The sequence below is a fragment of the Butyrivibrio sp. Su6 genome (assembly GCF_900108105.1).
Classification (GTDB): Bacteria; Bacillota; Clostridia; order Lachnospirales; family Lachnospiraceae; genus Butyrivibrio.
Window position 1 is genome coordinate 224946 of record NZ_FNUR01000003.1, and the last position, 14587, is coordinate 239532.

Genomic DNA, 14587 nt, shown 5'->3' on the forward strand with positions numbered 1-14587 from the left:
CTCCTTTTATGAGAGAACCATTTTGCTTACCATATCAACATATTCAATAGCTTCTTCTAAAAACAGATCTGACCTGAAGGTGTCCTGCTTCAGCTCTTTTTCCATAACTCCATCAACAGTATGATCGAGCATATTCCAAACCTTGTTATAGTTAATTTCAGGAGAAAAAACTGTTATATCAGCTCTCTCTCTTAAAGCTTCCATTATTCTTTGATATTTTTCACGCCTTTCCATTATTTCGGAAAGAGCCTCCGCATAGGTCTCATCCTCAGCTCTTTTCAGGAAAAGATATATATATGGATACTGGCCCATAGAAGCTGCCTTGGCTGAAACTATCTGCTTGTACAGTTCAAAGTACTCTGTCTCGCCTTTATCCACATTCTGCGCAAGCTCAAGGGTTACAAAACGGGTCGCATAGTCATATAGAAAAGAGTACAGCCCGATCTTGCTCCCAAAATAGTGAAAAAGAAGTCCCTTACTTATTCCGGCAACTTTAACAATTTCATCAGTGCTTGCATGATAATATCCATAACGGGAAAACACCAAAAGTGCAGCATTTATCATGCGGTCCTGCTTCTCTTTTTTTAGTTCAAAAAATTTTTCATTCATCCTGCATCACCTACGAAGCCCAAATTGACTACAACAGTCTAGTTTAAATATAGCATTTTACCAAGTCCAGTTCAAACGTTTTATCGTACTTTATCAATTTTTAATCATTAATATGGTATACTAGTAGTATCTATAAATATAGTCTTTCGGCAGGTATTTGTATGTACGATTTTTTGAGAACTTACCAACTTGATATCATGCTGTTTCTAAGTGGTGGTTGTGGAGTATTGACAATCCTTGCTTTGTCCACCAAAACTCTTACCAAGTCTCGAAAACACGCTCTTGTTTCCATGGAACTTTCTTCCATGTTTCTTCTTATTTTTGACAGACTCGCATATATATACAGAGGTGATATATCAGAAAAAGGATACTGGATGGTAAGGATAAGTAATTTCCTCGTTTATTTGCTGTCCTTATATGTATCCCACGCTTTTAACGTATATCTGCTAGACATAATAAAAACGACAGTAAAGACTAAAAAGCCACCGATACTTCTGGTTATCAGTGAATTTCTTTTCACTATCGGTGCACTTATGATAGTCGCTAACCTCTTTACCAAATTCTATTATCACTTTGACGAATCCAATCACTATGTGAGAAACCCGGGATTTCTTGTGTCATATTTATTCCCGCTTTCTATAACTATGCTCCAGATTATCACTATCATCAGGATCAGAAAATATTTGTACCGCAGTTCTACTATCTTTCTGCTTCTGTTTAGCATTCTTCCATACGTGGCAACAGTAATACAGATCTTTTCCTATGGCCTTTCACTCACGAACACGACCATAGTTGGAATGGTAGTGCTTGTCTATGTATTTGAGATCATTAATATGAATAAGCTCGAAGAAGCCAAAATGGCTGCTGAAAAGGCCAACAATGCAAAATCAAGATTCCTGGCAAATATGTCTCATGAGATCAGAACCCCTATCAACACCATCATGGGAATGGATGAGATGATCTTAAGAGAAGACGCCACCGGCGTTCCTAAGCCATATTTCATGTCAATTACAAACTACGCACTCGATATCAGATATGCCTCTGAATCTTTGCTTGGACTTATCAATGACATCCTGGATATCTCCAAGATCGAGTCAGGTAAAATGCACATTGTTGAGCAGGAATACGACGTTACTACGCTTCTTAGGGGAGTCATTACCATGATCCGCATAAGAAGTAATCAGAAAGACCTGTACTTTGAACTCGATATAGATAAAGAGCTGCCTACAAAACTTTATGGCGATATGGGAAAAATAAAGCAGATAGTACTTAATCTCTTAACAAACGCCGTAAAATACACAGAAGAAGGTGGCTTTACTCTTACTGCGAAAGTTCTCTCAGTAGAAGGTGATAAATGTAATCTTCTTTTCTCTGTTAAAGATACCGGAATCGGCGTTAAAGAAGAAGATATTCCTAAGCTCTTTTCAGCTTTTGAAAGACTTGATGAAGAAAGAAACACCAGCATTCAGGGAACAGGTCTTGGGCTTGATATTTCCAGACAGTTCGCAGAGCTTTTAGGCGGAAGCCTCACCTGCGAAAGTGTCTATGGTGAAGGTTCTACTTTTATTTTCACAGTAAACCAGAAAATAATTGACGCCACTCCTATTGGAGAGTTTAAGGAAACAGAAGAAACGAAATCTGTCGGACTCCACGTGGCCGGATTTACAGCAGAAGATGCCAGAATTCTGGTTGTTGATGACAACTCCATGAACCTTGCAGTTGTAAAAGGATTCCTTAAGCCCATCAAAGTGCAGATTGACACAGCTGAATCAGGCTTCGCCTGCCTGGATATGCTAAAAGAAAAAAACTACGACCTTCTTCTTTTGGATCACATGATGCCAGGAATGGATGGAATTGAAACCCTTGAGAAGGTAAGAGAATTTAACAAAGAAATACCTGCCATTGCCCTGACCGCAAACTATATGGCCAATGGCGATGAGTTCTATGGTTCAAAAGGCTTTATCGGTTATATCAGTAAACCTATTGATGCAGCCGCCTTAGAAAAGGCTCTTATCGACAACATTCCAAAGGAAAAAATCAAAAAGGCCGTTTCTCCTATAATTCCTGAAGAAAGTCCAGAACTGCCTCCTGATAAAAAGTGGCTTGAAGAGGTAGAAGGTATTAAAGCTGAAGATGGAATCAAAAACTCCGGTGGTGCCATAGGCTTTGTTTTCTCTGCACAGCTCTTTTATGACACCATAGATGAGAATGCAAAAGTAATTGAAAACGCCTACAAAGAAAACGACATAAAACTCTACACAATTAAGGTCCATGCCTTAAAGAGTGCTGCACGCATTATGGGAGCTAATGAGCTTTCAGAACTTGCAAAGTCTCTTGAGGACGCCGGAAACAAATCCGATTTGGGCTTTATTACCACCCACAACGATGAGCTTCTCGAAATGTACAGGAGCTTTAAAGATAAGCTTTCAAAACTTGGCAGCAAAGAAACCTCTGACGACACAGGAAAAGAGCCTATTTCTTCTGATGATCTGAGTAGTGCATATGCCTCATTAAAAGAAATAGCTGAGCAAATGGACTATGATAGTGCTGAATTAGTCCTTGCCCAGCTAAATGATTACGCTCTTCCAAAAGAGGATAAAGCTGTATTTGATAATATTGCATCAGCCCTTAAGGCCTTTGATTGGGATAAGATCGATGAACTTTTATCATCTCACTGATCTATTTTAATAAATTTTCCATTTCATCCCAGTCCGCCTTTTTAAGAAGGTCCTGAAGTTTATTTATCTTCTCCTTTTCTTCAGAAGGAAGATCATATTTATCAAGTTCATTAAGTACCATTTCTACCGCATCATAATCCATTGCAGGGACAAGCTCTTTGAGAGCGCCGTAGGCATCTTTCAGCATGTCCTCTGTAATGGTTTCTTTTTCGCCTTCGTTCTGATGCCTTTTAGCAAAATAGTTGTGCAGTTTTCCCTTGTAACTTCTGTAGAGGGACAAAAGAGTTTTTGTCTTTTCTTTTATAAGATCAATATTGCCACTCTTCCCCGCTTCTTCAAGACTAAGTGCCAGCTCTGAAAGTTCTTTTGCACCTATTATCCTTGCAGTGCTCTTCAAGGCGTGTACCTTAATGGTATAAAAGCTATAATCCCCTGAAGTAAAAGCATCCTCGATCTCTTTTGCCTTTTCATCGATGGTCCCGTAGAAAGTATCAAGGAATTTCTCGAGTGAATCAGTACTTCCGCAGAAGTTGATACCGTCATCAAGATTTATTCCCTCAATACCTATCAATTTTTTTAGGCTTTCAGAAAGATGCGGCTTTTCTTTTTCAACTTCATTTGGATCAACATCATGAATAAGATTGTCGGGCAGATACTTTCTGATAGTTTCTTCAAGCAGATCTCCATCAACCGGTTTAGCAAGGTAATCAATAAATCCCTTGCTTCTATAGTAATCCCTTCCATCGTGAGCGGCATTGGCTGTAAGCGCAATTACCGGAATCTCAACAGTGATCTGATGTATCTCCTGAAGAGTCTCAATTCCATCCATACCGGGCATCATGTGGTCAAGTAAAATAAGATTATAGCTGTCATCCAATTTATCAAGGCACTCTCGTCCACTCATGGCTGTAACGATATTTATCTTAGACCTCTTTAAAAGGCCAAGTACAACCTGAAGATTCATCTCATTGTCGTCAACAACCATGATCTTGGCGTCAGGTGCAACAAATTTTGGAACATATTTTCCCACATGCTGTTCATACTCTTTCTCAACAAACTCGCCTATAGGATCAGAATTTATCACCTTTTGACTTATTGTGAAGAAAAATGTTGAACCTTCGCCGTACTCACTTTCACACTTAAGTTCTCCGCCCATGAGCTTAACGAATTGTCTTGAGATGTTAAGACCAAGACCAGTTCCCTGAACAGCTTCATTTTTAACTTCATCAACTCGCTCAAATGGTGCAAAGATTTTTTCTATGTCCCCGGATTTAATGCCTATTCCGGTGTCATTAACGCCAAAATACAGATCACATTTGTTGCCATCTGAACGAAGAAGGGCCATTTTTAAAGTAAAGCCACCTTCATTTGTGTATTTAATCGCATTTGTAAGAAGGTTTAATGCAACCTGTTTCAGTTTTCCTACATCACCATAAAGTACTTTCGGAATATCTTTATCTATCTCAACTTTGAAATCCAAGCCTTTTTCATTGCTCTTAACACGTATCATTGATACTATGCTTCTAAGAGCTTCCGCTGTATCATAGTTCTGCTCTACCAAATTCATCTTCCCTGATTCTATCTTGGACAGATCAAGGATATCATTTATCAATCCCAGAAGAATCTCGGATGCTTTCTTGATAGATGCGGCATACCCCTGAATATTTTCCACATAGTCCCTTGAAACACCTTCTGTGTCCTGACGAAGTATCATCTCATCCATGCCCATGATGGTATTAATAGGCGTTCTGATCTCATGAGACATATTTGCAAGGAATCTTGTCTTTGCCCTGTTGGCGCTGTCAGCTTCCTCTTTTGCCTCGCGAAGCATGTCGTACTGTCTGTCCAAAATTGTATGATATTTACCTGCCAGCCATACTCCCAAAGAAATGCTAAGTACAAGGAAGCTCACGGCAACCAGTAAAACTCTTATTGTAAAATCATGTTTATAACTTAATATATCCTTCATGGACATATCCGCGCCAACATAAGCCACGCACTCTCCCGCACTGTTATACACAGGTTGAAGTCCGGTTATATACCAGCCGCTGTCGTCATTGATCTCCACAGGATCTATCTTTTCACCTGCCACAAGTTGCGGAACATAAGGCAAAAATCCCTCAATATGCGGATGATACTCACCAACAGAGCCACCCACCTTAAATCCCGGATCAGAATCAAAAATTATATAATAACCATTTTCTTTTATCTGATAAACATATGCCCTGTCTACCCCGGGAGAATTAACACAGGCCGCAACTAATAGACCCTCCAGGCCAAGATACTGTTGATTGGAAAAACCTTCCCGAAGAAAAACAGGCATCATATCGCCATCAAAGGCTCCTGAAATAAGTCTTGTCACTCCATTAACCTGCTCAATTCTATCGCGTACAGCATTTTCATTGTAGAGCGAAATACTCACATACGAAATAACTGCTGAAAGGAATGTAGCTTCCAAAGCAATTATGGAAAGAAGTCTTATTCTTATCTTTCGACGATTCATGTCATTATATTCGCCGTTATAGAACTGCTCCTTTGCTACTTCAGCATAGTTTATCTCCCTGTTCCATATTCCATCCCTTACTCCACCAGGAATCAGCCAGACCAAAAGAAGTGCTATGACCACAGCTACTGTTTTATCAATGAAATTGACTGCCACATCGCCAATAACATAGGAAAGCATGTATGGAAGATCTGCCTTGTCCAAAACAAGTGCAGTAAATCCGGCAACCAGTTCATTTTCCGGCACTCCAAGGATAGACCACTCTATAAATGCTGAGAGGGTTCCTGATATTATAGATATCACAGAAATAAAAGAAATAAGTCCGGACTTTCTCTTAAGATAATTCTTATAAAAGAATCTTGTAGAACAAAGCGCAACAACCATATTTACAATGGCAAAATACAAGGATACGCCATCAAAATAATTGCCTGCCACATTTGTCATAAGCGCAACAAAAAGGCCTGCAAACAAGCCACATTCAGCAGAGGCGAATATTGTTCCTATAGTATCAAGAAAAAGCGGAAGTCCAAAAAAACCGGCAATCCATTTTCCGGCAAGGTTCAAAAGGATGCCCGCCAGGATCAACGTCACCTTGTAAATATATATTTCTTTTGATGAATAATCTTTAAAAGCTCTTTTTCTCATCAGATATCATTCACCTTGACATAAAAAATTTGCGAATAGTGTTTACAAGTTCCTCTTTTCCACTAGTCTTTAGTATATAGCCTTCGGGCTTCAACGAAAGAACTGCCATTACGCTTTCTTTGTCATCTTTTCCGGTAAGGAACATGACCGGAATATCCTTGGTTTCCTGATCACTTCGCAACATCTCAAGAACCTGCGGTCCGTCGGTAACCGGCATCTCATAGTCAAGGAGTATAAGGTCTGCACTGTTTGAGCTAAGCCACTTTATTGCTCTCATTCCTGAATTGGCCATAGAAACTTTATAGCTATCTTTTAGCCACTCTCTAACAAGTCCCATATAGTTAGGATCATCATCCACGATCAGGACGCTGCGTTTAGTTTCGCCCTCAGCCACCATATTGAAATAAGCAAGGGTTGCGCTGACAAAGTTCTCATAATTAAGCGGCCTTTCAAAGACTTTACCAATAAGATGTGGTGGCATTGAATCTATCACGCTTCTGGTATCAACAGCATCACCAATGACAAAGAGCTGTTTATTGTCCTCTGACAGCTTATCCTTCAAAAAAGTGGATATTTCAGGTGAAATTCTGTTTCCTGCTTCCAGATAGTACACAATAAGACCATCCTCTGGCCATGCCTCATTTATTGCATTTAAATTTTCTGAAGCAAAAGACGTCTGCAATCTTGCATCATTTAGTTTTCCAAGTAAGACTTTTATTATAAAAGTCTCTTTCTCGCCTATTACCAGCACCTTACCTGAGCCAAAAAACATAAATTATCCTCCGTAAGTATCATGTCTTTAGTTCATCTTCAACTTTGTCCCAGTCAAATTGTTTTAAAGCATGTTCTATATTATCAAATTTCTTTTTATCTTTTTCCGGCAGCTTGTACTTCTTAACCTGCTCCACTACCATTATAGCGCCATCATACTCCATTTGGGTAACGAATTCATTCAAAGCATCATAAGCTTCCTTAAGTTCAGTCTCCGGAATGGGATCTTTGTCAGAATTATCCTCTTCTTTATCAACAAGCCCTTTGAGCTTATCCTTGAAATTCCTGTATTTTTCCAGAAGTTGCTTTGTCTTTTCGTTTATGAATTCAATGTCGTTATTATTGCCTGCTGCCTCAAGCTTTTTGGCCAGTTCCGAAAGTTCCATCGCACCGATGAGCCTTGCGGCACTCTTTAGGGCATGGACCTTAATGGTAAAAGCTTTAATATCCTTCTCGTTAAAAGCTTTTTCAATAACATCCGAATTATCTGATACCGTGTTTGCAAAAAGAGTAAGTGCACTTACATAAGAGTCTTTGCCTCCACAGTTTAGTATTCCTTCATCCACAGAGATATCATCGATGTCTTTTACCCAGGATAATTCTCCCATGTCTGCCCCCGCATTATCCTGCTTTTCTCTGATTTCTTCCGGTATTTCATCCTGCAAAAGATCTTTTGGAATATATTTCTTTATTGCCTTTTCAAGATCAGCACCATTTATAGGTTTGGGGAGATATCCATTAAAACCATGGCTTAAATAAAACTCATTTCCGCTGTTAGCTGCATTTGCAGTCAGCATGAGTACAGGCAGATCCGGGTAGTCCTTTCTTATCTCTTTTATTGTCTCTATTCCGTCCATAACAGGCATCATATGATCCAAAAGGACTAAGTGGAAAGAGTCCTCTTTTAGCTTTTCCAGACACTCTTTTCCATTGGTAGCAGTTGTGAGTTTAAGGCCTGTTTTGCTCAAAAGTCCTGAAATAACCTGCCTGTTCATGGCATCATCATCCACCACAAGAACCTTTGCTTCAGGCGCATAAACCTCAGGTACATATGGACCAATATGTATATCACCACTGCTTTCTGTGAAACTACCAATGGCACTTCCATCAACTATTTTTTGCTCGACCTCAAAAGTGAAAGTTGAACCTTTTCCATACTCACTTTCGCACCTTAAATCACCTTTCATAAGTTCTGCAAACTGCTTCGAAATGTGAAGTCCAAGTCCTGTCCCCTGGATAGAGCGGTTTCTGTTTTCTTCAAATCTCTCAAAGGCGGAAAAGAGCTTTTCAATATCCTCTTCTTTAACTCCGATTCCTGTGTCTTTTACCACAAACTTAAGTCTGCAGTCTTTAGCATCAGCCCAAACCCTTTCGACCTTTAAGGTAAATTCGCCTTCTTCGGTATACTTCACTGCGTTTGTAAGAAGGTTTAGTACCACCTGTTTTATCTTGCCATCATCACCATATAATTTCTTGGGAAGATTTTCATCTACTTCCACCTTGAAATCAAGATTCTTTAAATTGCTTCTTACCCTGATCATAGGGATGATCGCTCTTAATAGTTCAACAAGATCATACTCTTCTTCCACAAGATGAACTTTTCCTGACTCGATCTTGGACAGGTCAAGAACGTCATTTATAAGTCCCAAAAGAGATTCCGACGCTCTTTTTATATCGCTTGCATAACTCATTATGCTCTGATAATACTCTTTGGGAACTCCATCAGAGTTCTGTCTCATTATCATCTCATCCATTCCCATGATAGTGTTTATAGGCGTTCTGATCTCATGGGACATATTTGCAAGAAATCGCGACTTTGCGCTGTTTGCTCTCTCAGCGTCATCTTTAGCTATGCGGATCTGCTCATATTGCCTTCTTATAATGGTTCCGCTTAAGATCTGCCACACAACCACCGCAATAAGAATAGCTCCCAGGATGCCAATTGTTACCTTTACGGCAACTATCTCTGTGGGCCTTGCCTCCTTTTTTATGTTAAATACTTCATCCTGATATACTTTTCCATTGGCCTGACTCTGAAGCTGGACATGAAGCTTGTAATTTCCGTAAGGAAGACTCGTATATGTCAAGGCTGACATATTATTCTGAAACATAGTCACGCCTTCATCTTTTGATCCCTCAAGGTAGATTCTCACCAGCGGATTTATAAGTGTGTAATTAAGTATAGAAGCATTTATCTGAATTCTGCCTTTGGAAGCAGGTATAACATAAGTCCCATCCTCTCTCTGTTTTACCTCCCTGTCATCACAGGTTATGGATTTGATATAGATCTTTACATGCGCTTCGCGATCCTGATAGTCATCTATATTTACCCTGCTGACCCCGCTTCGTCCGCATATGAAAAGATTTCCATCAACATCTATTTCGCTATATGAGTTACCTGTCGGAACGCTTGGAAGACCGCTTGAGGCATCAAAGAACTGATATTTAAACTCTTTTCCACTCATTATGTCTTCTATGTTTGCCACATATATACCATTTGAGGCCAGAACCCAGGCATCTCCTGATTTAGAAAAGAAAATGTCATAATTATTTGAATATGGAAATTTTGTGAGATTGTAGATCTTCTCATCTTTCATGTAACACAGAGCATTAGATGTTATGACCCAATAGATTTGTCTTTCTTCGTCATATTTAATGCGCATGATAACATCACTGGTAAGCCCCTCATCTCTTCCCAGTCTTTTAACATTGTGATCCTTATCAACTATATAGATACCATCTCCATCAGAGCCAATATAAATATCGCCATTTGGCCCCTCACAGGAAGTAAGTAATAAAGTATTACTTATGGTCTCTTTTCCAATTGTGTCTACGACAGCTTTATCTTTGATAACTGCCAGGCCTCTGTTAGTTGCAACTAAAACAGCTCCGTCTTTTCTCAATGTGATGCTTCTTATCTCATTGCATATAAAGCCGGACTTCTCATTAAACTTAACGATTTCGCCTCTTTTGTTATAACGGATAAGGCCTTTATCTTTTGTAAAGGTCCCAATCCAAAGATTGTTATCATAATCCTCTATAATGCACCTTATTCTTACATCTTTGAGCTCTTCTGTCAGTTCATTCTCCACCTTGTGATTTCCTGCAGTAACGACCTCAAGGCCTTTTTCTGTTCCAATGTATAATGACCCGTTATAAGTACAAGTAGCATTAACAACTTCATTACCTGCATTGGCCTGGTCAGAGAGGTTCACAAAGCTGTTAGCAACAAGTTTCATTACTCCCTGTCTTGTGGAAGTAAACCATAAATTTCCCTCATAATCCTCTACCATGGAACCAATAAGGCTTGTAAGAGGAAGGTTATCCAATGTGATATATCTGTTATTTTTATCAAGGTATCCAACCACACTGCCTGACATGACCCATATTCTGTCTGCAGCTTTGCCTATCCAGGAAATATCTGATGCAGGACTTACAGAGACTCTCTTAAGTCCCATTCCCTTACTGCCATATCTGCCGTAATATACAAGGTCATTGGTTGTACCATAATAAAGATATCCCTTTGAATCAGGATTCACAAAGATTGTTGTAATTGTATCTATTCCAAGATCCTCGCTGGAATAGCAGGATATTATCTCTCCGTCCTCTATACAAAAAACTTCTCCAAGCCTGTTACATCCATACACTTTTCCGTCAGAATCAGCTATAAGCCTGATGATATATGCATCAGACAAAAGAGAATCATCAACCAGGTGAAGTCTCATATATTCGTCAACATATGAGATACCGTTAGTAGATCCGGCATAAACATTTCCATCTATACTCTCTGCAAGAGACCTCATTGTGGAAGATTTAAGACCATCAAGGTAGCTGTATCTGATAGTATTTCCATTATCAAGGACCACTATTCCATTGTCATTAGTTCCCACCCACAGCCTGTGCTTATGGTCTTCTAAAAGTGTATTGGCATTGGTGAGACCATTAGTCGAATCCTGGCGTTCAAAGGTAATACCGTCATACTTCATAAGTCCGGCATATCCGCCAACCCATATATACCCATCGCTGCCTGATAAAATACAATTTGCATCAGAAGTGGGAAGTCCATTCGATGAATTATAGAGCTTGGTGGCGTATCCAAGACCTTTCACCTGCCCTGTGGCTGCCATGGCTCCGCCGACATTTTCTTCAGTGTTTTCTTCCTCGGCATTTACAGATAAAGGCATCAGAAAGAAGCCTAATAAAAACAGATATATAATTCCTATCTTTCTAAGATTAATTGAAAGCATTAAAAAATCTCCCAAAAGGCACAGTTATCGCAATTATGTTTTGCTGTATTACATTATATCATCAAGGTCATCTCCTAATTATTTCTTAATTCTTATAAAAGCATTAGATTTCCTTAAACTTTTTTTGCCCATCAATGAATTAACGCTTTTATTTGTAATTAAATTGTATTAAAATTAAACTATCGTTCGATAGGAGGATTATTAAAATGTCCAAAAACAGTGGATTTGGTAAGTTTATATTGTTCTGTACAGCAGTAGGCGCTGCAGCTGCAGGTGCTTATTACTATCTTTCCAAGAGAGAAGCTGAGATAGCTGACAGCTTCGACGATGATTTTGATGAATATGATGATTTCGAGGATGATCTCGATGAGGAAAAAGATATAAAGACAACTTCCAGAAAGTATGTTGATATCAAGACTTCTGAATCTGATACAAAAGATGAGGAAGAAAACGAAGCTGATAAGGAGCCATCCTCATCAGAAGAATTCTTTGACGACGAAGACGAGAAATAATGAGTATTAAAAAAGAGGTGCTTAGCACCTCTTTTTTTATTGTTCTCCAGTTTTTTCTGTGAGCATATCCTTTAAAACTCTGGCCTTATCCTTGATCCTGCTGTTTGCAACTCTGGATGTAAGAAGCTCAGAGATCATCTTGCTTGCAACATCATACTGATCTGTTTCCATAGCAAGAGCTGCAATCAGATAGTCAAGAGTTGTTGAATCCATACCTGCAATAGGGAATTCCTCAGACTGTCTTGCCATTACAAATCCGTTAAGGGCATTTGTAAGGAGCTCTTTCTCCTGCTCATCATTTTCCTTCTTTTTGGTCTCATAATCAGGATCAGACTCATCAAGACGCTGTGTCTCTCCTCTTATGACCCATGCGGTTTTCATACAGATGTATGCCTTTTCACTGTTTTTTGCTTTCTTTACAACTGCATTGGCAAGTGCAAGCTGATAAAGACTCTTGGCATGTTCATAGCTGTATGTAGGTTCTTTATAGACTATTTTCCTATAATTCATGCAGATCTTTATTCTGATATCTTCGATCTGATACTTATTAAGAGTTGAAAAATATCTTCCAAGAGCTGCATAGCCACATTCTGGACAGCCTATAACATCATATTTATTCTGATCGACCTCGCTGTAATCTGGTCTAAGGTCAATATCTACAGCCTTCATTCTGACCTTACCTGTTCTTACAGTTTTAGCTTCAAATTCTGATTCGCAAACCGGACATTTATATTTCTTGTCAAAAAGGTAATCTTCCTCATTAACAAGCGCAAGCTTTTTCTTGGGTTCTTCCTTTTTAACTACAGTTTCTTTTTTCTTTGGATCCTCAAAAAGGTCTCCGCCACCGATGTTTCCCAGTCCAAGTTTCTCAAGTCCAGAAAAAATACCAGCCATGCCTATACCTCTTTTCTTAAATTAATTTTTAGGTAATACAAATGAGCTCTTTAATGACACTATTCTGTTGAATACAGGTGCTCCCTCCTTGGAATCCTTTGAATCAACACAGAAAAATCCATTTCTTACAAACTGGAATTTGTCATAAGCTACTGCATTTTTAAGCTCAGGTTCAAGTTTTGCATTCTTGATCACAGTGATGGAGTTAGGATTAAGGTTAAGTGATCCATCCTCATTATAAACACCCTTTTCTTCATCAATGATATTCTCATACAAACGTACTTCTGCATTAAGTGCTTCCTTAGCAGAAACCCAATGAATTGTACCTTTAACTTTTCTCTCGTTAAATCCGCTTCCTGACTTTGTTGCAGGATCATATGTGCAATGAACAGCAATAACATTGCCATTCTCATCCTTATCACATCCTGTACAGGTTACAAAGTAAGCGTTCATAAGTCTTACTTCATTTCCAGGGAAAAGACGGAAATACTTTTTAGGAGGATTCTCATAGAAGTCCTCTCTCTCAATATAGAGCTCTTTTCCGAAAGGAATCTTTCTTGTTCCCATTTCAGGAACTTCCTTGTTATTCTCAATCTCAAGATACTCTGTTTCACCTTCAGGATAATTGTCGATAATAAGCTTTACAGGATCAAGGATAGCAAGCATTCTCTTAGCCTTGAGCTTAAGATCTTCTCTTATGCAATACTCAAGCATAGCATACTCAGCTGTAGAGTTTGCCTTACTGATACCACACATATCAACAAACATCTTTATAGATTCAGGAGTAAATCCTCTTCTTCTAAGTGAAGCGATAGTAACAAGTCTTGGATCATCCCATCCGTCAACTATGCCATCTTCTACAAGACGCTTGATATATCTTTTACCTGTAACAACATTGTTGAGATAGAGCTTTGCAAACTCAATCTGTCTTGGTGGGTTCTTATATTCACATTCTGTCTTAACCCAGTCGTATAAAGGTCTGTGATCCTCAAACTCAAGTGTGCAGAGAGAATGTGTGATGCCCTCAATAGCATCCTCAATAGGATGAGCAAAGTCGTACATAGGATAAATGCACCACTTGTCACCTGTTCTTGCATGTGTCATATGAGCAACCCTATAGATAATAGGATCTCTCATGTTGATATTAGGTGAAGCCATATCGATCTTGGCACGAAGTGTCATAGCGCCATCTTCAACCTTGCCGCTCTTCATCTCTTCAAAGAGTCTTAAGTTCTCTTCTACACTTCTGTCCCTGTTAGGATCATTCTTACCCGGTTCTGTAAGAGTTCCTCTGTACTCACGCATTTCATCAGCTGTGAGTTCAGAAACATAAGCCTTGCCCTTTTTGATAAGCTTTACAGCGTCTTCATACATCTCATCAAAATAATCTGATGCATGGAATAAACGATCCTCATAATCTGCACCAAGCCACTTAACATCCTCGATGATAGAGTCCATAAACTCTGCCTTCTCTTTTGTAGGGTTGGTGTCGTCAAATCTCATATTAAACTTGCCGCCGTACTCTTTTGCCATTCCATAGTTTAAAAGAATACTCTTAGCATGTCCTATATGTAAAAAGCCGTTAGGTTCAGGAGGAAAACGAGTATGTACGTGGTCGTATACTCCGTCCTGAAGATCCTTATCAATTGCTGCTTCAATAAAATGCCTTGAAGGAGTATTGCCTTCTTCAGCATTTTCATTTGTTTTTGTTACTACTTCTTCTGCCAT

General features: G+C 39.1%; 8 protein-coding genes. 2 read left to right on the forward strand and 6 right to left on the reverse strand.

The window, feature by feature from the left end:
* Positions 1–6 precede the first annotated feature (6 nt).
* On the reverse strand, positions 7–609 hold the full coding sequence (locus C4S54_RS05140) for a TetR/AcrR family transcriptional regulator (RefSeq protein WP_103868585.1): 603 nt from the start codon (positions 607–609) through the stop codon (positions 7–9).
* A 161-nt stretch (positions 610–770) separates the two neighbouring features.
* Between C4S54_RS05140 and C4S54_RS05145 the strand changes: the two genes are divergently transcribed.
* Positions 771–3287, forward strand: coding sequence for an ATP-binding protein (locus C4S54_RS05145; protein WP_103868586.1), 2517 nt, complete (start codon positions 771–773; stop codon positions 3285–3287).
* 1 nt (position 3288) lies between these two features.
* On the opposite strand, the gene C4S54_RS05150 is transcribed toward C4S54_RS05145, so the two are convergent.
* Genes C4S54_RS05150 through C4S54_RS05160 form a run of 3 tightly spaced genes read right to left on the reverse strand, consistent with a single transcriptional unit; the run spans position 3289 to position 11453 of the window.
* Positions 3289–6435: an ATP-binding protein gene (locus tag C4S54_RS05150; protein WP_103868587.1), complete on the reverse strand. Its 3147-nt coding sequence runs from the start codon at positions 6433–6435 to the stop codon at positions 3289–3291.
* Between the two features lie 10 nt (positions 6436–6445).
* Complete coding sequence (locus C4S54_RS05155) at positions 6446–7207, reverse strand: response regulator (RefSeq protein ID WP_103868588.1); 762 nt, start codon at positions 7205–7207, stop codon at positions 6446–6448.
* A 19-nt stretch (positions 7208–7226) separates the two neighbouring features.
* Positions 7227–11453, reverse strand: coding sequence for a hybrid sensor histidine kinase/response regulator (locus tag C4S54_RS05160; protein ID WP_103868589.1), 4227 nt, complete (start codon positions 11451–11453; stop codon positions 7227–7229).
* A gap of 206 nt (positions 11454–11659) precedes the next feature.
* On the opposite strand from C4S54_RS05160, the gene C4S54_RS05165 reads away from it, so the two are divergent.
* Positions 11660–11965, forward strand: coding sequence for a hypothetical protein (locus C4S54_RS05165; protein WP_022773866.1), 306 nt, complete (start codon positions 11660–11662; stop codon positions 11963–11965).
* Positions 11966–12001: 36 nt separating this feature from the next.
* Here C4S54_RS05165 and C4S54_RS05170 read toward each other — a convergent pair whose 3' ends face one another.
* Both C4S54_RS05170 and C4S54_RS05175 read right to left on the reverse strand, forming a co-directional pair.
* The gene (locus C4S54_RS05170; protein ID WP_103868590.1) at positions 12002–12859 is read right to left on the reverse strand and encodes a DUF2225 domain-containing protein; all 858 of its coding nucleotides are present in this window, start codon (positions 12857–12859) and stop codon (positions 12002–12004) included.
* Between the two features lie 21 nt (positions 12860–12880).
* Complete coding sequence (locus C4S54_RS05175) at positions 12881–14587, reverse strand: glutamine--tRNA ligase/YqeY domain fusion protein (RefSeq protein WP_103868591.1); 1707 nt, start codon at positions 14585–14587, stop codon at positions 12881–12883.